This window comes from Candidatus Venteria ishoeyi, assembly GCF_030378065.1.
In the GTDB taxonomy this organism is placed as follows: Bacteria; Pseudomonadota; Gammaproteobacteria; order Beggiatoales; family Beggiatoaceae; genus Venteria; species Venteria ishoeyi.
This window is the reverse complement of record NZ_JAUCGJ010000005.1, coordinates 99,735-120,230: the sequence shown is the minus strand read 5'-3', so window position 1 is coordinate 120,230 and position 20,496 is coordinate 99,735. Positions and strand designations below refer to the sequence as shown.

11 protein-coding genes and 1 CRISPR repeat array are annotated in these 20,496 nt (G+C 50.4%); of the genes, 9 read left to right on the top strand and 2 right to left on the bottom strand.

Translation table 11 applies throughout. The features are described 5' to 3' along the window. The 8 genes from QUF61_RS02850 to cas2e form a co-directional block, all read left to right on the top strand. On the top strand, window positions 1-287 hold a 287-nt coding region (locus QUF61_RS02850), incomplete at its 5' end, for a hypothetical protein (RefSeq protein WP_289680355.1). A gap of 206 nt (window positions 288-493) precedes the next feature. Further along, a complete protein-coding gene (gene casA / locus QUF61_RS02845; protein WP_289680353.1) occupies window positions 494-2,002 on the top strand; it encodes a type I-E CRISPR-associated protein Cse1/CasA in 1,509 nt (502 codons plus the stop codon). Next, window positions 1,999-2,532: a type I-E CRISPR-associated protein Cse2/CasB gene (gene casB, locus QUF61_RS02840; protein ID WP_289680352.1), complete on the top strand. Its 534-nt coding sequence runs from the start codon at window positions 1,999-2,001 to the stop codon at window positions 2,530-2,532. Before casA ends, casB begins: the two co-directional genes overlap by 4 nt. Continuing rightward, window positions 2,529-3,140, top strand: a complete 612-nt coding sequence (gene cas6e, locus QUF61_RS02835; RefSeq protein WP_289680350.1) for a type I-E CRISPR-associated protein Cas6/Cse3/CasE — start codon at window positions 2,529-2,531, stop codon at window positions 3,138-3,140. The genes casB and cas6e overlap by 4 nt, the downstream gene beginning before the upstream one ends. An 81-nt stretch (window positions 3,141-3,221) precedes the next feature. Beyond that, window positions 3,222-4,265: a type I-E CRISPR-associated protein Cas7/Cse4/CasC gene (gene cas7e, locus QUF61_RS02830; protein WP_289680349.1), complete on the top strand. Its 1,044-nt coding sequence runs from the start codon at window positions 3,222-3,224 to the stop codon at window positions 4,263-4,265. Window positions 4,266-4,267: 2 nt separating this feature from the next. Further along, entirely contained in the window at window positions 4,268-5,002 is a 735-nt protein-coding gene (gene cas5e, locus QUF61_RS02825) for a type I-E CRISPR-associated protein Cas5/CasD (RefSeq protein WP_289680348.1), read from the top strand. Window positions 5,003-5,053: 51 nt separating this feature from the next. Further along, a complete protein-coding gene (gene cas1e / locus QUF61_RS02820; RefSeq protein WP_289680347.1) occupies window positions 5,054-5,917 on the top strand; it encodes a type I-E CRISPR-associated endonuclease Cas1e in 864 nt (287 codons plus the stop codon). Window positions 5,918-5,919: 2 nt separating this feature from the next. Then, complete coding sequence (cas2e, locus tag QUF61_RS02815) at window positions 5,920-6,216, top strand: type I-E CRISPR-associated endoribonuclease Cas2e (protein WP_289680346.1); 297 nt, start codon at window positions 5,920-5,922, stop codon at window positions 6,214-6,216. A gap of 25 nt (window positions 6,217-6,241) precedes the next feature. Beyond that, window positions 6,242-15,423: a CRISPR direct-repeat array (repeat unit 28 nt; unit sequence GTCTTCCCCACGCCCGTGGGGGTGTTTC). 807 nt (window positions 15,424-16,230) lie between these two features. Here the strand turns inward: cas2e and QUF61_RS02810 are convergent. Beyond that, window positions 16,231-17,430, bottom strand: coding sequence for an iron-containing alcohol dehydrogenase (locus tag QUF61_RS02810; protein ID WP_289680345.1), 1,200 nt, complete (start codon window positions 17,428-17,430; stop codon window positions 16,231-16,233). An 86-nt stretch (window positions 17,431-17,516) separates the two neighbouring features. Beyond that, window positions 17,517-19,844 carry an ATP-binding protein gene (locus QUF61_RS02805; protein ID WP_289680344.1) on the bottom strand — a complete coding sequence of 776 codons (2,328 nt, stop codon included), beginning with the start codon at window positions 19,842-19,844 and terminating at the stop codon, window positions 17,517-17,519. Window positions 19,845-19,925: 81 nt separating this feature from the next. Between QUF61_RS02805 and QUF61_RS02800 the strand changes: the two genes are divergently transcribed. Continuing rightward, window positions 19,926-20,492: a TOL_0243 family YfiR-like periplasmic protein gene (locus QUF61_RS02800; RefSeq protein WP_177428523.1), complete on the top strand. Its 567-nt coding sequence runs from the start codon at window positions 19,926-19,928 to the stop codon at window positions 20,490-20,492. Window positions 20,493-20,496 lie beyond the last annotated feature (4 nt).

Below are 20,496 nucleotides of genomic sequence, written 5' to 3'. Positions count from 1 at the left end.
TGGCTGAATATTTTCTTAAGTTAATGGTAGTGGGGCAGCGCCCCAGGGTAGAGAATGACACGGATACAATTCCAGGGGTGTTACCCCTGGCTATATTAATGCGCCCCGTTGGGGCTAAACAACAGGGCTTGTCTGCCCTGTATCTCGGCTTTCAGCCGCCAAACGCTCTAACCCACCCGTCTTTTAGCGGGTGGTTGTTTAGTTTGCCATTTCAGGAATACAGCATAGGGCGAATAAGTTATAATGCCATCAAATATTTTGGTATTCTATACGGTGCATGGCGCTAAAGCTTACGCTACCGGACTTAATAAGTATAAAAAAAACCCGCTATCCGTCTATTGAACAGACTGCGGGATTTTCAGACAACTACACCGGGACATCCACAGACGGATGATTTTACACCCTTTGGTGTATCAGTTGCCCTGCATCTTACGATGCCCTGCTAGATTTAAATATTTTTGTCTACAATGTCAAGAAAAATTAGGAAAAACTAATGATAAAAAAACAATTTTCTTTACTCAACGATCCCTGGATTCCCGTGGTTGATGTCGGACGGGTCAGTTTACGGCAACTCTTCTCAGAACCCGCCTATCGCGCATTAGGCGGCAATCCCGTACAAAAAATCGCCCTGACTAAATTATTACTGGCAATTGCCCAGGCTGCTTATACGCCGCAAGATGATGACGACTGGGCTGCTTTGGGCGCGCAGGGGCTGGCTGAAAAATCTCTGGCCTATCTGGAAAAATGGCAGGATCATTTTTATTTATATGGCGACCAACCGTTTTTGCAAATGCCGGAAATCACAAAGGCCGCCGAACAAAGCTTAGGCGCGGTATTGCCTGAAATCGCTACCGGCAACACCACCGTTGTTAATGCCTTTCAACTAGAAAAAAATCTGGATGATGCCGATAAAGCCCTGCTTATCCTAACGCTGATGGGTTTTGCCCTGGCCGGTAAAAAAACGGATAACACGGTTGTTTTATCGGAAACTTATACCGGCAAAACTAAACCTAACGGTAAAGGCATGTCTGGAAAAGCCGGAACCTCTATCGGTTTTATGGGTTTTCTGCATAATTTTTTATCAGGCGAATCCATCCTGCAATCCTTATGGTTCAACCTGCTCAGCCATGAAGACATTAAAACAATCGGTTTGTACCCGCAGGGCTTGGGCGCTGCACCCTGGGAAGTCATGCCGCAAACTGAGGACTGTACTACAGCCCTGCAATTACAAGAATCGGTGATGGGACGTTTAGTGCCGCTATCGCGTTTTTGCCTCCTGACTGAAAATGGTCTGCATTATTCCGAAGGGATTGCCCATCCAGATTATAAATCAGGCGTGGTTGATCCCAGTGTCGCAGTCAATTTTAAACCTAAAACCCCAAAAATCATCTGGGCCGATACCGAGCGCAGACCCTGGCGCTCTTTAACCGCATTATTAAGTTTTATGGAAGCCAATGGCGAATTTAACTGCTACACGTTGCAAATGGGCCTGCTTCGCACCAGAAAACAGACAGCAGTGGAAAACATCGGCATCTGGTCGGGTGGTTTGCGGGTGAGCAGCAATGCCGGAGAGCAATACGCATCCGGTTCAGATGATTTTGTGGAATCATCGGTTTTTATTCCGGCTGAAGAATTGGGTGAAAACTGGTATCAGCAGCTTAAACTGGAAATGAAGGAAATTGAAAAATTAGCAAAAACCATTTATGGCGCAAGCAGGCAATACTTTGCAGATTTGGGCATCCATGATGCTAAACAAGCCGGTTTTGCCAGCAATTTATTCTGGCAGCTTTGTGAACGGCAATTTCAAACCCTGCTTTATGCCTGTGAAGACAGCGAACAAACCAAACGCCTGCGCAAAACCTTTGCCGCATTCGCCAGCAAAGCCTATAACGATTACTGCCCCAAAGAAACCGCAAGACAACTGGAAGCCTGGGCAAAAAACCACCCAAATTTAAGTAAATACATGAAAGACACCGCAAAACCCAAAGAGATTCAAATATGAGCGACAGTAAACAAACAACACACAGAAAAGCTTTTGCCTTTACCCGTTTTATTATCGACAAAATGCAAGATAATGGTATTGCCGCCACACTGCGCCGCGCCGACAATCCCAATACCGAATATCAAAGCTGGGATACACTTGCCGCGTTTAACATTGACCTGGACAAACCCTGGCAACGCCTGCCTTTTGCCACCATCGCCGCAGCCATGGCAAAAGCCAAAATTGAACAAAACGGCGCAAACGGTATTGGTCAGGCCATTACCCGCTGTTACGAAGACGGCAAAGACAGCGACCAGGCCAAAGCCAAACTGCGGCGCTTGCTCGCCTGTGAATCCGTTGAAGAAGTCTGCCGCATTCTGCGCCCCCTGTTCAGCCTGATTCAGGCCAAAGGCGACAGCACGCTGGATTATGCGCGTCTACTGGATGAATTGTTAAGCTTCCATTGGCGCAGCCAAGACATCAAAGCCCGCTGGGCGCAGGATTTTTACCGCTACGTCAAATCAGAAACCAAAGAGGCTGACGCATCATGATAGCCAGCGCATTACATCTTGACCGCAGCGATATCAAAGCACTGAAAATCAGGGATGAATACAGCCTGCATCGCGTGGTTTACAGCCTGTTTGCAGACATCAGAACAACAGAACAAAAACAACAGGGGGCATCCAGCGGTATTCTGTATGCCGATAAAGGCGGTAATGAAAAGCACCGCACAATTCTGATACTGACAAATCGCAACCCGATAGTCCCGGAATTTGGCGCATTAAACAGCAAAAAAATTTCCAAGGTTTTTTTAAGTCACCCGGATTATCGTTTTGAAGTGATTATCAACCCCGCACAACGTAATAACGCCAGTCGTAAAATTGTACCCATTAAAGGGCGGGAAGCCATTGCTGCATGGTTTATCAAAAAAGCACCTGATTCCTGGGGGTTTCAGGTGAATTCAGACAATCTTGAAATCAGCAATAATCACGTTAAACGTTTTGACAAACAAGGGCACATGGTTACGCAAGGCTATGCCACAATAAAAGGCCAGCTCCGGGTGACTGACCGGGAGCAGTTTATCAAAAGCTTCCAACAAGGCATCGGACGCGGACGGGCGTTTGGCGCAGGGCTGTTACAGATTGTACCTATTTCATGACTCAGGGATACCCCCCCTTAGAAGGGGGGTTATCCCTCAAAAACAATTACTTTTTATACCGTTTATTATCAGGAATTTTTTATGACAACTACAAATCCTTTCCAATCTCATATTATTGAATTTCACATTCTGCAATCCTTTCCTGTGAGCTGCCTGAACCGCGATGATGTCGGCAGCCCCAAATCTGCCATTGTCGGCGGTATGCCCCGGGCGCGGGTCAGCTCGCAATGCTGGAAACGGCAGGTACGTCTGGCTATGCAGGATTTCGGCATCAAGCTCGCCATACGCAGCAAGCACATTACCGCTTATGTAGCGAAAGCCTGCCTTGCTCTGGGCGCAAATGAAGAACAGGCAAATACCTGTGGCGAAGCCATCGCTAAAGCCTTCAGCAAAGACACACTACATTTTTTTACCGATGGTGAAGCCCAGGCTTTTGCCCAATTTGCTCTGGAACGTGAATTTGATGCAACTCAAATTAAAGACAAGGAAATTCAGAAACTTGCAAAAAAAGTCTTGAAACCGGCTGTTGACGGCCTGGATATTGCCCTGTTCGGGCGCATGGTCGCGCAGGCGGCAGAACTCAACATCGAAGCCGCCTGCTCATTCGCACACGCCATTTCCACCCATAAAGCCAATTCTGAAGTCGAGTTCTTTACCGCACTAGATGACCTGCAAGATGACGAAGAAACAGGCTCCGCGCACATGGGCAGCCTGGAATTTAACGCCGCCACCTATTATCGTTACATCAGCCTGGATTTAGGGCAACTGTATCAAACGCTGGATGGACAGGGTTTAGATAAAGCCGTTGCAGCCTTCACCAAAGCCCTGTTTGTTGCTGTGCCAAGTGCCAGACAAACCACCCAATCCGCTGCCTCGCCGTGGGAATATGCCAACATACTGGTACGCAAGGGGCAGCGCCTGCAAGCACCGTTTGAAACAGCGGTTAAGGCCAAAAATGGCGGATTTCTGCAACCCAGTATTGAAGCCTTAAGTGGCTATTTGAGCAAAAAAGAAAAACTATCAGGTTCTTTATTTGGCAAAATTGCACAATACCAGTTTGGCGAAGATGAAAACTTCTCCATTGACGATCTGGTCGCCGCCCTCAAAACCCACGCCGAGGCATAGTGATGGCTAAGGCTTATTTACTCCTCTGGCTGGAAGCGCCCCTGCAATCCTGGGGGCATGATTCCAAATTTGGTCGCCGCGACACCCTGAATTTTCCCACTAAATCCGGCATACTCGGTCTGCTATGCTGCGCTTTGGGCAAAGGCGGCGCGCAGCGTGAATTCCTCACGGAATTCAGTCAACTACCGCAAATCATCATCACCTATGCGCGCAGCCGAAAAAATGCCAACAATGAAATGATTAAAATTGATAGTGAACCCTTGCTGCGTGATTTTCATATGATAGGTTCGGGTTACAATGACAAAGACCCGTGGCAAAGGCTGTTGATTCCAAAAACTCGTGAAGGCAAAAAAGCCGTGGGTGGCGGCGCAAAACTCACTTATCGTTATTATCTGCAAGATGCCCGTTTTGCCGTTATTATGGAAATACCCGGCAATCAGGCAACAGCCCTTGAACACGCCCTGCAAAATCCGGTTTGGGACTTATATCTGGGCAGAAAATCCTGTGTTCCCACAGATTTTATTTATCGCGGCATTTTTGAAAGCGAACAACAAGCCAGAGCAGAAGCCAAAAAAATTGCTGAAGAAAAATCGTTGCTGGAAGATTTTCAGGTATGGGATGGTGAGCATGATGGCGATGAAACATTCACGCTGACCGACGTGCCGGTTTGCTTCGGGGAATATAAACAATACCGGGATCGCCGCGTTACGCTTATCTATCATAATGATGAATTGTGAAGCATTATCCCCTGACAGCTTGTTCTTTAACAATTAACTAAAAGCGAAATAATGAGTGAGGCTAATGATATAACGCGCCTGATCATCAAAGTGACACGCGACACCCTGCCCAAGATAAAAGACAAATACCCGTTCATTTATCTGGAACGGGGTCGCCTGGAAATTGATGACAGCTCAATTAAATGGATAGACTGCGATAATAACGTGGTACGCCTGCCTATCGCCACAATTAACTGTCTGTTGCTCGGCCCCGGCACAACCGTAACCCATGAAGCCATCAAAATTATGGCGGCAGCAAACTGCTCGGTTTGCTGGGTGGGGGAAGACAGCCTGTTGTTTTATGCCGCAGGACAAACCCCCACCGCCAATACGCGGCAACTTAAAAAACAGATAGGGCTGGCAGGCGATAAGAAAAAATCCCTGGAAGTGGCACGGCGCATGTTTACCAAACGCTTCCCGGATGCCAATTTAAAAGGCAAAACGTTGCAGGAAATGATGGGCATGGAAGGTGCTCGCGTGCGAGACTTATACGAAGAAAAAGCCAAAACCTATAATGTCGGCTGGAAAGGACGCAAATACACGCCGGGAAAATTTGAAATGGGGGATTTGACCAATCAGATACTCACGGCGAGTAATGCAGCTTTATACGGCATTATCAGTTCTGCGGTGCACAGTCTGGGTTATTCACCGCATATCGGTTTTATTCATTCCGGCAGTCCCTTGCCCTTTATTTATGACCTGGCAGACCTCTATAAAGAAGCACTGTGCATTGATCTGGCTTTTGCTTTGACTTTGGACATGGCAGGGCAATATAATCGCCACAAAGTTGCTAATGAATTTCGTAAACGGGTGATTGATATGGATTTACTGGCAAAAATTGGCGATGATATAGATGTTTTATTGACACGGGTATAAACATGTTGGTTATGATTGCAAACGATTTGCCACCAGCGGTGCGTGGCAGAATCAAACTCTGGTTTGTTGAACCGCGCCCTAATATTTTTGTATCAGGCGTCAAAGACGCAACAGCGCAAAAAGTCATTGATTACCTGTTTCAATACTGCCCTGCTGACAGCGGCCTGATGGTTTTCCAACGCATATCAAAAGCACCGGGTTATGAAATTCACACCCTGGGTGATACCAAACGCCGCCTTACTGAACTCTCCGGCCTGCAACTTGTCATGGAAAAGATGGGCGGAAATCTGTTATCATAAGGCTAAGCTGTTGATTTAATAAAGTGTCTTCCCCACGCCCGTGGGGGTGTTTCCTTATGGAATTTGCGCGAGAGTCTCAGAGGTTAGTCTTCCCCACGCCCGTGGGGGTGTTTCTAAACCTTGCATAAAAATGAATACACGCTATACGTCTTCCCCACGCCCGTGGGGGTGTTTCCCCCACATCACGAACCTGTAAACGCTGTGGGCAGTCTTCCCCACGCCCGTGGGGGTGTTTCTAGTACCAAAGGTCGCCCGATTTTGGGCCAGTCGTCTTCCCCACGCCCGTGGGGGTGTTTCTCAAAATGCCTGCATATCACAATCGCTACCCCGGTCTTCCCCACGCCCGTGGGGGTGTTTCTACAAGCCAGCAGCGCCAGTGAAAATAAAGCTGGTCTTCCCCACGCCCGTGGGGGTGTTTCTCCCCACACCATGAGCAAGCCGCCCCCAATCGCGTCTTCCCCACGCCCGTGGGGGTGTTTCTATTTCATTTCAACTTCCTTTTTTAATCAAATTGTCTTCCCCACGCCCGTGGGGGTGTTTCTACGGCAACGAAAACAAAGGCCATGACAATGATGTCTTCCCCACGCCCGTGGGGGTGTTTCCAAAGCGCGGTTCGATTCCGCGCCCGTTAACCTGTCTTCCCCACGCCCGTGGGGGTGTTTCCCATTGCAAGCCAAAAAAAGAAAACTTTTGCGGGTCTTCCCCACGCCCGTGGGGGTGTTTCCCAGGGGGAAATGATGTGACATTTAACAACGGCAGTCTTCCCCACGCCCGTGGGGGTGTTTCTCGGCTTACCTGGGCATGACATCACGGGCATTAGTCTTCCCCACGCCCGTGGGGGTGTTTCTGGAAAGGGCATTGTAGCCGCTGAAGTAGAACAGTCTTCCCCACGCCCGTGGGGGTGTTTCTTTATCAAAAAAGAGCGCACGTATAAACCTAATGTCTTCCCCACGCCCGTGGGGGTGTTTCTCACGGATAAAAGAGGCGGGAATAGTCCGTAAGGTCTTCCCCACGCCCGTGGGGGTGTTTCTGGGCTTGTACGCTCTTATTGTCGTGTCGGTCGGTCTTCCCCACGCCCGTGGGGGTGTTTCTCCAAAAAGGTGATTATGATGCAATCCAGATTGGTCTTCCCCACGCCCGTGGGGGTGTTTCTAATATCTTGCTGGGAGAAGTAGAGAGTGATTTGTCTTCCCCACGCCCGTGGGGGTGTTTCTGCTCAGCTTTCAGTGTCATTCGTGGTTAGTGGGTCTTCCCCACGCCCGTGGGGGTGTTTCTTTTCATATCAGCTCCCTATCCGTTTTACTTTAGTCTTCCCCACGCCCGTGGGGGTGTTTCTTTCAACAGACGAACCGCTAAAGCCGAAATTTCGTCTTCCCCACGCCCGTGGGGGTGTTTCTGTCCTGCTCGCTACCCATACCCATGGCATTCAGTCTTCCCCACGCCCGTGGGGGTGTTTCTTTATCAGACTGTAGTTGAGTCCGTGCGCTTTTGTCTTCCCCACGCCCGTGGGGGTGTTTCTATGTAAAGACCAGCGGCACTGCCAAGGACACAGTCTTCCCCACGCCCGTGGGGGTGTTTCCCATGTGATGTGTAGTAAATGCGGCCCAGCAAAGTCTTCCCCACGCCCGTGGGGGTGTTTCTGCATCCAGCACGGCTTCCCCTTTATCCGATAAGTCTTCCCCACGCCCGTGGGGGTGTTTCTGCTTTTAGGCTTGTATTCTGTGCCGGTCTTGGGTCTTCCCCACGCCCGTGGGGGTGTTTCTGAGCGTGAAATGGTTGTAAAGTTTTTGGCTATGTCTTCCCCACGCCCGTGGGGGTGTTTCCACCGCAAATCCCAAATTGCAGATAGAACAGGGGTCTTCCCCACGCCCGTGGGGGTGTTTCTGTGGTGATTGGTAGCGGTAGCGTGTCTTATGAGTCTTCCCCACGCCCGTGGGGGTGTTTCTTCCCTTGACAGTGTGTAATATATTTCCTATACGTCTTCCCCACGCCCGTGGGGGTGTTTCTACACTGAGACCTGCGGTGATGATCCCTGACTGGTCTTCCCCACGCCCGTGGGGGTGTTTCTCCGGTGAATACAGTGTTATTTTTTCTGGACAGGTCTTCCCCACGCCCGTGGGGGTGTTTCTGTCGATTTCATCAAACGGGAGTAGTAACGGTATGTCTTCCCCACGCCCGTGGGGGTGTTTCTAGCCTGGATGATAGCTGCAAAATATTTATCTGGTCTTCCCCACGCCCGTGGGGGTGTTTCTACGGTTGTGATGATTTCTGTGGGTGTAATGGGGTCTTCCCCACGCCCGTGGGGGTGTTTCCAAGACACAATACGTCCTGAACCCATCCACATAGTCTTCCCCACGCCCGTGGGGGTGTTTCCCCGGCTTAATGCTTGTGGGTTTCGTCATGGTAGTCTTCCCCACGCCCGTGGGGGTGTTTCTCCTTGCAGCATAAAAGATTTATCACTATCGCAGTCTTCCCCACGCCCGTGGGGGTGTTTCCCGTCCACAGACCGATGAGGAATTGGATAACGGGTCTTCCCCACGCCCGTGGGGGTGTTTCTCTGTAAAATCACGGCGCTCAAATTCCATTGAAGTCTTCCCCACGCCCGTGGGGGTGTTTCTTGGATAACGCTGAAACGGTTCATGAGATCATGGTCTTCCCCACGCCCGTGGGGGTGTTTCCCAAACGCCACATGATAACTGCGCTTTTCGCTGGTCTTCCCCACGCCCGTGGGGGTGTTTCTGGATTTTACCGGGAATGTAGGAATAGGGACAAGTCTTCCCCACGCCCGTGGGGGTGTTTCTAATGAGCGCAGCAGGTGAAGTCGAGCATCTTCGTCTTCCCCACGCCCGTGGGGGTGTTTCTATATGACAATGGATTTTACCGGTAATGTAGGAGTCTTCCCCACGCCCGTGGGGGTGTTTCCCTTAGCAGGGAGACCATTTACAGCGTCAAAATGTCTTCCCCACGCCCGTGGGGGTGTTTCTCATGATAGTGCATTAGCATATTTGACGAATGAGTCTTCCCCACGCCCGTGGGGGTGTTTCTCGCACCAGCATAAGGAAAAATCATGTTAAAAAGTCTTCCCCACGCCCGTGGGGGTGTTTCCTTGGCTACCCTTCTTCAGGTATTTTCCGACAAGTCTTCCCCACGCCCGTGGGGGTGTTTCCTTCATTTGTTGCTATATTGATATTAGCAATAGGTCTTCCCCACGCCCGTGGGGGTGTTTCTCGTTTCCTGTAGTACCTCACCTCCTGCAATCTGTCTTCCCCACGCCCGTGGGGGTGTTTCCTGTTGATCCCGTCATTGGTTTGATATTAGGTAGTCTTCCCCACGCCCGTGGGGGTGTTTCTTCTTCTTTCTCAGTAGACCTCGCAACCCGCAAGTCTTCCCCACGCCCGTGGGGGTGTTTCTGAGTTGCAAATGAGGCCAAATAAAGCGGCAAAGTCTTCCCCACGCCCGTGGGGGTGTTTCTAGGCATTTTGGAGCATACCCAATGCGAAGCTAGTCTTCCCCACGCCCGTGGGGGTGTTTCCGTTGGTGGACTGCGTACCGTTTCAGTAAATCCGTCTTCCCCACGCCCGTGGGGGTGTTTCTTGACTACAGCATACCAGAAGGATTCCGAGGCAGTCTTCCCCACGCCCGTGGGGGTGTTTCTGTGTAAATCCCATCGGCTTCAATCTGGATTGCGTCTTCCCCACGCCCGTGGGGGTGTTTCCTTTCTCAAAGCAAAATAATGAAGCCGGGATACGTCTTCCCCACGCCCGTGGGGGTGTTTCTGTATGTCGCATAGCCGTACTGCTCGTAATTAGGTCTTCCCCACGCCCGTGGGGGTGTTTCTCTTCTACATTATCTGCCATAACTTTCTCAAAAGTCTTCCCCACGCCCGTGGGGGTGTTTCCCCTGCCGGAAACGGTCGAGCATGATCGGCGGGGTCTTCCCCACGCCCGTGGGGGTGTTTCCTTGTAATTCCCGAAAAAAGGCACGGCAAGCATGTCTTCCCCACGCCCGTGGGGGTGTTTCTCACCACAGTGCAACGGCTCAAGAACTGGGTGAGTCTTCCCCACGCCCGTGGGGGTGTTTCTCAGGGCAATCATATATAGCAGATATTCTGGGAGTCTTCCCCACGCCCGTGGGGGTGTTTCCGGTACGCTTGCACCAAAATTTAGTACGTGCTGGTCTTCCCCACGCCCGTGGGGGTGTTTCCCAAGCGAGCCGGTAAAGTGCTTCAACACTAAAGTCTTCCCCACGCCCGTGGGGGTGTTTCCCAAAAAAGCCTGTCGAACTGATGTTATTAGTCGTCTTCCCCACGCCCGTGGGGGTGTTTCTTGTCTCAGTTTGTTGCAACAGATACAGGAGTTGTCTTCCCCACGCCCGTGGGGGTGTTTCTGAGTAACCGAAAATGTAGGGCGTGTGGTGGTGGTCTTCCCCACGCCCGTGGGGGTGTTTCCAGTGTGTGCAGTGCAACCGCCACCAAAGTGGAGTCTTCCCCACGCCCGTGGGGGTGTTTCATGTGCGCTACCGCTGTGCCGTCTGCAAGCACGGTCTTCCCCACGCCCGTGGGGGTGTTTCTTCTGATAAAACTTGTAAATCCAGTTGGCTAAAGTCTTCCCCACGCCCGTGGGGGTGTTTCCGTGGTTCACACGACAGGAAACGAAACGGCGGCGTCTTCCCCACGCCCGTGGGGGTGTTTCCAAACCTGCTCGCGCTCATAAGGCCTACAGTAGGTCTTCCCCACGCCCGTGGGGGTGTTTCTCCGGGGAAAAATCCCCGGGGAATGAAAAACCGGTCTTCCCCACGCCCGTGGGGGTGTTTCCGACTGTAATTTTTTCGTCCCCTTCAAAATCGAGTCTTCCCCACGCCCGTGGGGGTGTTTCCAAGTTTGGTCGGATGCACAGCCAGCTAAAGCGGTCTTCCCCACGCCCGTGGGGGTGTTTCCTGATATTGCTTTACCAACTACACAGAAACGGTGTCTTCCCCACGCCCGTGGGGGTGTTTCCAGAAAAGCGGAACTCATGTATTGCAGAAGCGGGTCTTCCCCACGCCCGTGGGGGTGTTTCTAAAATTGGCGGCAGGACGTTGTATATTGGTTCGTCTTCCCCACGCCCGTGGGGGTGTTTCACACCCGCAAGCGGTGTTACAGATCACACCCTCGTCTTCCCCACGCCCGTGGGGGTGTTTCGCTATAGCTCAACAAGATAATCAAAGCGCACAAGTCTTCCCCACGCCCGTGGGGGTGTTTCTCCGGTAAAGGTTTACGGCCAGCACCAGCGCGAGTCTTCCCCACGCCCGTGGGGGTGTTTCTTTTATTATGCTGACATTGACGCTGGATAAAAAGTCTTCCCCACGCCCGTGGGGGTGTTTCTTCCATGTGTCCCAGAATATCTGCTATATATGAGTCTTCCCCACGCCCGTGGGGGTGTTTCTCGATACGCAACTTTGCCGCTTTCAGACAGCAGGTCTTCCCCACGCCCGTGGGGGTGTTTCTTTCACCACAATCTCCTGTTTGAATAGTGAGTAGTCTTCCCCACGCCCGTGGGGGTGTTTCTTATATGCAGTTTTTCGCGTACCCATTCAGCCAGTCTTCCCCACGCCCGTGGGGGTGTTTCCAGCAAAATGAGTATGTGAAGACGTATTACAGCGTCTTCCCCACGCCCGTGGGGGTGTTTCTATTACGCAACATCTTTGCCTCAAACACGCTTCGTCTTCCCCACGCCCGTGGGGGTGTTTCTATCAGACCAATGACGGGATCAACATTTTTGGTGTCTTCCCCACGCCCGTGGGGGTGTTTCCAAGGCCGGACAAGGGGGCGCGGAATTTAACACGTCTTCCCCACGCCCGTGGGGGTGTTTCCATCGGGATTCTGATGCACAGCCAGCTAAAGCGGTCTTCCCCACGCCCGTGGGGGTGTTTCTCACTAACTGAGCAAACAGCTAATGACCTGCAAGTCTTCCCCACGCCCGTGGGGGTGTTTCTATTTTCATTATTAGGAATGGCAACGCTTAGTTTGTCTTCCCCACGCCCGTGGGGGTGTTTCCTGATACCCAATGCCGCCGCGCCGTTTTAATAGGTCTTCCCCACGCCCGTGGGGGTGTTTCCAGATTGATGTTATTGACGTTGATTTTAAGGCAGTCTTCCCCACGCCCGTGGGGGTGTTTCTGCGCTTGCGGTGTTGGTCAAGATGCAGCGCATGTCTTCCCCACGCCCGTGGGGGTGTTTCTCCATGTGCAGTTTTAGAAGAAACTGGTGAGAGGTCTTCCCCACGCCCGTGGGGGTGTTTCTTAAATAAAAAAGCTTTTCAGTTTCGGGAGTGCGTCTTCCCCACGCCCGTGGGGGTGTTTCTGCGCTCATAACAGGGCGATTCCTATGAATAGCGTCTTCCCCACGCCCGTGGGGGTGTTTCCCTGTTCTCAATGTTTGTCATTCTCTAATGCCTGTCTTCCCCACGCCCGTGGGGGTGTTTCTCAGCGAGGCGGCACGGGTAGTATCGAAGAACGGTCTTCCCCACGCCCGTGGGGGTGTTTCTAGATAATATCTCTATTGTTCCAGTAAATAAAGGTCTTCCCCACGCCCGTGGGGGTGTTTCTATTTTATGATATAGCCCAGTAAATCCTCAAAAGTCTTCCCCACGCCCGTGGGGGTGTTTCTGATTACTGATAGCGTAAACCGCTTTATAATCAGTCTTCCCCACGCCCGTGGGGGTGTTTCTGTGATAGGGGAACGGTAATGGTGACAACAACAGTCTTCCCCACGCCCGTGGGGGTGTTTCTACCGTTATCTTGGAACGGCATATCTGATCCTGGTCTTCCCCACGCCCGTGGGGGTGTTTCTGCCCACCATCCCATTTTGCATCAGTAGCAGGGGTCTTCCCCACGCCCGTGGGGGTGTTTCTTCATACACCTCTAAATATTTTTCTGGATGAAGGTCTTCCCCACGCCCGTGGGGGTGTTTCTGGCAGACCGGCAGGAATCCCTGATAAGCGGGTGTCTTCCCCACGCCCGTGGGGGTGTTTCCAAGAAAAACACGCGCAAGAAGGCGCAAAAATTGTCTTCCCCACGCCCGTGGGGGTGTTTCCTATTGTCTCCCATGTATTGCTAGATGTTACAGGTCTTCCCCACGCCCGTGGGGGTGTTTCCCCCAAGAACGGCAAGCCTGCAAAGCTACCGAGGTCTTCCCCACGCCCGTGGGGGTGTTTCCACTACTTGATGAACGTAAAATCCTAATGTTTCGTCTTCCCCACGCCCGTGGGGGTGTTTCTTGATAAATCATATAAAGCTGATTTTATGGAAAGTCTTCCCCACGCCCGTGGGGGTGTTTCCACGGGCTTGTATTGCGTCTTCAACAAAGGTGGGTCTTCCCCACGCCCGTGGGGGTGTTTCTGGCTTAAGCCCTCAAGGTATAAAATCGCATACGTCTTCCCCACGCCCGTGGGGGTGTTTCTATACACCATCATCATGCACTGAAAAAAATAGCGTCTTCCCCACGCCCGTGGGGGTGTTTCCACCATCGCCTGTAACGTCCAAAGCACCAACAAGTCTTCCCCACGCCCGTGGGGGTGTTTCTAGGAGTATTACAAGTGGCGCATCCAATAAACGGTCTTCCCCACGCCCGTGGGGGTGTTTCTTGCACGTATTCAGGCATTATTAAGCGGTGATAGTCTTCCCCACGCCCGTGGGGGTGTTTCTCGACAATACCGCCGCTGCTTCAGAGCCATTTAGTCTTCCCCACGCCCGTGGGGGTGTTTCTTGAGAAAGCAATGGGCGATTACATATACGAGAGTCTTCCCCACGCCCGTGGGGGTGTTTCTGATTGTATTTCACCCCATGACATTTGGTGAATGTCTTCCCCACGCCCGTGGGGGTGTTTCGTAGCGCCCTCAGTGCGACCCTTTTATCAGGAAGTCTTCCCCACGCCCGTGGGGGTGTTTCTATATTTGACGAGAGACTAGCCGTTTTAACTTCGTCTTCCCCACGCCCGTGGGGGTGTTTCCATGTTGCAGACCAAAGCGAGGGTATCCAGCTTGTCTTCCCCACGCCCGTGGGGGTGTTTCCGATTAAGGTAATTGGAAAGAAGAATTTCAAAGGTCTTCCCCACGCCCGTGGGGGTGTTTCTTGTTTTATTCACTGGAATCATGCAGCTAAACAGTCTTCCCCACGCCCGTGGGGGTGTTTCTTCTGCAAGCATGTTTTTTCCGGTTTCGTCCACGTCTTCCCCACGCCCGTGGGGGTGTTTCCTTACAATGCGACAAGATGCGAATCATGCTCAGGTCTTCCCCACGCCCGTGGGGGTGTTTCTAAGGAAACGCAAACAGCGCGTTTTTATATGTCGTCTTCCCCACGCCCGTGGGGGTGTTTCTACAAGCCCCTCACGCGCACCAAACACGCCACAGTCTTCCCCACGCCCGTGGGGGTGTTTCTGAGTTTGGCTATCAAATCGACCAGGGGAACGGGTCTTCCCCACGCCCGTGGGGGTGTTTCTACAGTTGCTCCCCTGCCGCCCGTCTGGATGCCAGTCTTCCCCACGCCCGTGGGGGTGTTTCCCAGCGGAACAGCAGAAACGCGACCAGCAGCGCGTCTTCCCCACGCCCGTGGGGGTGTTTCCATGATCCCAACTGGGCGAATAAAACACAATACGTCTTCCCCACGCCCGTGGGGGTGTTTCTTTTGGAGATATTAAATGCAGACTAAAAAAACTGTCTTCCCCACGCCCGTGGGGGTGTTTCCTTTCACCGCCGTTTGTATCGACTGTGAGCCAGGTCTTCCCCACGCCCGTGGGGGTGTTTCTTTGAACGGCGAGATTTTACGGATTTTGAAGAAGTCTTCCCCACGCCCGTGGGGGTGTTTCTCTAAATACGGGACGCTCTTCAGCATCGTCCACGTCTTCCCCACGCCCGTGGGGGTGTTTCCCATTCATTGTGGTTTTGGATTTCTTCCAAATTGTCTTCCCCACGCCCGTGGGGGTGTTTCCAGGCTACATAAGAACTGCCCAAAAAAATGGGGGTCTTCCCCACGCCCGTGGGGGTGTTTCTTCGTGGCGTTGGTGACTATCAAAGCGCACTCAGTCTTCCCCACGCCCGTGGGGGTGTTTCTTTTGAAGAAGTATTCCCGCTTAAACTCAAATCGTCTTCCCCACGCCCGTGGGGGTGTTTCCATTTAAAGGATTGCAGCAAGCAAAAGCGGCAAGTCTTCCCCACGCCTGTGGGGGTGTTTCCTGCGCTGGAAGCCTGAACTAAACAACCACCCGCTAAAAGACGGGTGGGTTAGAGCGTTTGGTGGCTGAAAGCCGAGATACAGGGCGGACAAGCCCTGTTGTTTAGCCCCAACGGGGCGCATTAATATAGCCAGGGGTAACACCCCTGGAATTGTATCCGTGCCATTCTCTACCCTGGGGCGTTGCCCCACTACCATTAACTTAAGAAAATATTCAGCCAGCCCCAAAGGGGTATAACATACCAGCCCAGGGCAACGCCCTGGGTGTGTAATGTGATGATACCAGAGCCCTGAAAGGGCGATACATAAATGACGCACCCTCTGATGTATCGCCCTTTCAGGGCTCTAATTCAACAAAACAACCTACCTGGGGCGCTGCCCCAGGCTGGTATGCTTATCCCTTTCAGGGATATACTTGCTCACCCAATGAGAATAAAGCAATAATTTTTAACCAAAAGTCTTAAGTTAATGGCAGTGGGGCGTTGCCCCAGGCTATATTAAAATACCCCTTTGGGGTGTTAGTGCTAAAACCCATATTTTAAGTTTTACCGTTAAACATTAGAGACAAATCTGTTTGCCTGAAAGGCGAAGGTTTTAACCTTGTGCATGGAAAATAAAGCTGGTACGGGTCTTCCCCACGCCCGTGGGGGTGTTTCTGCCTGGGCATATCTGATGGGTAAACGAAATGGGTCTTCCCCACGCCCGTGGGGGTGTTTCTAATAAACTTGAGGTGCTGTGGTTAGACCCTAAGTCTTCCCCACGCCCGTGGGGGTGTTTCTACAACGGCGCAGCACTTATAACAATCGCCTTACAAACGCCTTTGCAGTAATGTTGCAATTTCTGCATCGGTCAATAGCACGGGATTGGTTTTCATGCTGCTGCCCCGGCTGTTAGCCACCACCCGTGCGATATCGCTTTCCTGCATCTGATAGGCTGACAAACGCGGCAGTTGCAATTGTGCTGTCCAGTCGCGCAGGCGTTGCACTAAATTCTGTTGTGCAATGGTCGTAGCCAGGGTTTCATCCCGTGCCAGTAAATGCCCAATCTGGGTATATTTTTTCAGGGCAAGCGAGTCTGCCTGTCGGCTTTGCAGCGCCGTAATATTTATATCTGTGGCTTCTGCCAGCAAAGTACCGCAGACCACGCCGTGTGGTATTGGAAAAAATGCACCCAGCGGGGAAGCTAAACCATGCACGCTGCCAAGCCCGGTCTGGGCCAGACAGATGCCGGACAATAATGAGGCATAAGCCAGTCGGGCGTAATCTTCAGCACTGCCTTGGCCTTGCCAGATGTGAAAAAAACTATCACGAAATGCCATCATGCCGGATAAAGCCAGGGCATCGGTCAAGGGATTGGCGCGCGTGGAGACATAAGATTCCAGCAATTGCGTAAACGCATCCATGCCATCAGCGGCAATCAAGTCAGTGGGACAACTTTTTAACCAGTCCGGGTCAATAATCGCCACTTCCGCCACCAGGGCATCATGGCGAAAAGATTTTTTAAAGCCATTATTGCCAGATTGGCTGAGTACTGCATTTTTAGTGGCTTCACTGCCAGTACCCGCAGTGGTGGGCACGGCAATAAAAGGCCGTGCCGGAGGTTGGTAAGGCCGTTCCGGGCCTACGCCTTCAAGGTATTCTAATACCGAGGTGCCAGAAGGTAATAGACCGGCAACGGCTTTGGCGGCATCTAATACGCTGCCACCACCGATACCTAAGACCACTTCAATATCGGCGCTGAAAAACTGCGCCACAATCTGATCGATTTGCTGCGGCCCTGGTTCGCCAGTAATTTTCACCTGGGTATATTCCAGTCCCGCAGCCTGAAAATCATGTTGCAGATTATTCCAGTATTTTGATTGCTCTAATGACCGTGCGCCGGTAATCAATAACACTCGTTTGCCATAGTGTGCGGTCTGTTCTGCAATTTCACGCATTTTTCCGCTGCCAAAAATAATACGTGGCAGACGTGCAATGCTAAAACCCTGAAAATCAGCAAATTCAAACATTAGCTTCAGCCTCTGGCAGTTGTGGGAAACCGGGGGTATGCATGGGTTTTAATTCCTTATCAAAAACTTACGCCAAACTCAGGCTCTCAGATGATTTTAGATAATATTTCTAATATTTCGTCTTCTTCAAATGCTTTTGCCAATTTATGCACTTCCTGGGAAAAAGGCTGTAACTGTGGGTTTTCTTTTAAAATAGCGTCCAGATATTCCTGCAAACCACGAAAATCTCCTATTATGGTCAATTCCTGTAAGACTTTAGCTTGCGCAGTAGTGGGCGGCACCCAGGTTTGCGCTTCCTCTGACTGCTCTTCTTCATCATCTTCATAAATCCATTCAAGTTGTAATATCTGTTCTAGTTGTTCCAGCAATTCTGTTTGTTTGATCGGTTTGGTGATAAAACCCGTTGCACCTAATGCAAAACTACGTTTTTTATCTGCTTCAAAGGCGCTGGCAGAGGCTACTACAATGGGGATATTACACAGGTTTTCCTGTGGGTGTTCGCGTAACTGACGGGTGCATTCAAAACCATCCATCCCCGGCATGATGAGATCCATTAAAATGATATCGGGTTGTTCCTGTGCAATTTTATCCAGCGCTTCCTGTCCATCGCTTGCCATGATGATGTTAAATTCTAATGGTTGAAGCATATTTTTAACCAGTAAACGGTTAACTGCATTGTCATCCACCACCAGCACTTTACAGTGATTTTGTCCACTCAGGCGTTGGTAGGCAACAGGGAGTGGTAGTATTTTTTGCGTGCTGTGTTCAGGCACTGTTTCAGCAATCGCTAAAACCAGAGAGAAGCTGAAACAACTACCCTCGCCCGGTGTGCTGGTCAGTTCGATCTCCCCCCCCATCATATTGATTAGTTTTTTGGTGATGGGCATACCCAGCCCTGTGCCTTCAGCTTTATGTAAAACATCCCCCACCTGCTGAAATGGGGCAAAAACTGTATCAATATCTTCAGTGGCAATACCAACGCCTGTATCTTCCACTGCAAAGCAAATTTTTTGAGCGTCATAACCAATTTTAAGCCGGACTTCACCTTGGTCGGTAAATTTCACGGCATTACTGAGCAGGTTGAGTAAAATCTGGCGTAGTCGCTTTTCATCGGCATGTAAAGCGACTGGTAGAGGACGCACGTCAAAACCGCTGTCACTGCCGAGCAAGGTTTGAAAAATAACACCTTTTTCCTGTGCGCGAATGACAAAGATTTCCCGTAAACTCAGGATAAAGTCATGCAGAATAAAATCATTGGGAAATAATTCGATACGCCCGGCTTCAATTTTTGAGAGATCCAGAATATCGTTAATCAGTGTCAGTAAGTACTCACCACTGCGGTGAATAATTTCTATACCGTCTTTTTGATTGGTATTTAAGCCTTTATCACGGCCCAGAATTTGGGTGTAGCCTAATATGCCATTCAGCGGGGTACGTAATTCATGACTCATATTTGCCAGAAAAGTGCTTTTAGCATGGTTTGCAGCTTCTGCGGCATCACGCGCAACAGCCAGTTCTTCACCACGCTTTTTCAGTGCCTCGTTAGCTGCCAGTGCCTGATCACGGGATTCTGCCAGTTCTGCGGTGCGTTGTTCCACCATTTCTTCCAGGTGTTCCTGATATTGCTTGAGTTTCAGGTTGCTTTTTTCAATCTCTCCCAACATCGTGTTAAAACCATCGGTTAACTGACCGAGTTCGTCTTGGGACATTTTGGTGGCCCGAATCGAATAATCGCGTATCTTGGCAACGTGTCCCATATTTTCCAGCAGGTGAAATACGGGTTGGGTAAGAATAGATTCGAGGCTGGAGGCAAGTACAAGGGCCAGCACCAGTGCAATAAGTAGCGTGATGCCAACAATTTTTGCGGCATTAAACAGACGTTGTGTTAATTGCGCTGTATCTGCTTGAATGTAAACTGCGCCAATTAAAGCGCCATCTTCAAACTTAAGGGGAATTAAGGTATCTAAATGGTCGTCCTGAAATAGTGACAGCCCTTCCTCAGGAATATCGTCAGGTTCGGCTAACAGACCCAGGCGGCTTTGTACAAAGGGGGAATTACTCAGCTTATCGTGCTGGCTGTGTTGGCGTTGTATTTTTGTTAATTGCGCCGCAAAATAACTGGCAAATAAATTGCCTTTTTTATCAAAGATATGCGCAAACAAAACCCTTTTTTCTGCTTTGAGCAATTGAAGATTACCCGTGGCAGACTCAGTATCGTTAAATAACAGACCCGGTGTGCTGTTACGTCCGACCAGATCCGCCAGCACCAGTAACTCACTGGCCATGTCAGCACGAAACCTTTTGATATCAGTACTGACAAAGGCAATAGAGGCCAGTAATAATACGATACCACTGGTCAAGGTAATAATGATCCGTAACTTATAACGGATTGATAAGTTTTTGAGAATTTTCATCGCTGTTTTATGTGTGTTTTATGTCAAAATAAGATAAAGTCTATCTGAAATTTCATTTTTATGTATTGTTCTGGATCCGCTATGAGTATGAAGTGTTGTTGTTTATCTTTCCTGAAAGGTGGATTGCTTGGTTTGTTATTGTTATTACCCAGTTTACCCCAAGCTGAACTGGTTATTCGGGAAAGTTATGTAAAAGCTGTTTTATTATTTAATTTTACCCGTTATACCCAATGGCCGGAAAGCGTTTTTCAAGCTATTGGCTCGCCTTACCGTATTTGTGTATTAGGACAAGATACCTTTGAAAATGCTTTAACGGAATTAGACGCTGCTGTGGAAGGTGAAACCATACGCGAGCGTGAAATTGAAATACTGCGGATTGAATCCATTGAGCAAACTCAGTCCTGCCAAGTCTTATTTATTGCTGAGTTAAAAAACTATACCCTGCAAGAAGTTTTTGCCTATATTCGTGATTATCCAATTTTAAGTGTTGGCAATGGCGAGGATTTTATTTTAGAAGGGGGCATGATTGCTTATTATCAACAAGGCACTAAGGTACGTTTTGCGGTCAATCCGCAGGCGGTTAATGAGGCAAAACTTAAAATTAGTGCAAATTTATTACAGCTTGCACGCATTATTAATCGCCAATAATTAA

Bases quoted from the DNA above. Each gene is read 5' to 3' on its own strand.
- cas1e (WP_289680347.1), top strand. From the start codon at position 5,054: ATGAGTGAGGCTAATGATATAACGCGCCTGATCATCAAAGTGACACGC.
- casA (WP_289680353.1), top strand. From the start codon at position 494: ATGATAAAAAAACAATTTTCTTTACTCAACGATCCCTGGATTCCCGTG.
- casB (WP_289680352.1), top strand. From the start codon at position 1,999: ATGAGCGACAGTAAACAAACAACACACAGAAAAGCTTTTGCCTTTACC.
- QUF61_RS02810 (WP_289680345.1), bottom strand. From the start codon at position 17,430: ATGTTTGAATTTGCTGATTTTCAGGGTTTTAGCATTGCACGTCTGCCA.
- cas6e (WP_289680350.1), top strand. From the start codon at position 2,529: ATGATAGCCAGCGCATTACATCTTGACCGCAGCGATATCAAAGCACTG.
- QUF61_RS02800 (WP_177428523.1), top strand. From the start codon at position 19,926: ATGAGTATGAAGTGTTGTTGTTTATCTTTCCTGAAAGGTGGATTGCTT.
- cas2e (WP_289680346.1), top strand. From the start codon at position 5,920: ATGTTGGTTATGATTGCAAACGATTTGCCACCAGCGGTGCGTGGCAGA.
- QUF61_RS02805 (WP_289680344.1), bottom strand. From the start codon at position 19,844: ATGAAAATTCTCAAAAACTTATCAATCCGTTATAAGTTACGGATCATT.
- cas7e (WP_289680349.1), top strand. From the start codon at position 3,222: ATGACAACTACAAATCCTTTCCAATCTCATATTATTGAATTTCACATT.
- cas5e (WP_289680348.1), top strand. From the start codon at position 4,268: ATGGCTAAGGCTTATTTACTCCTCTGGCTGGAAGCGCCCCTGCAATCC.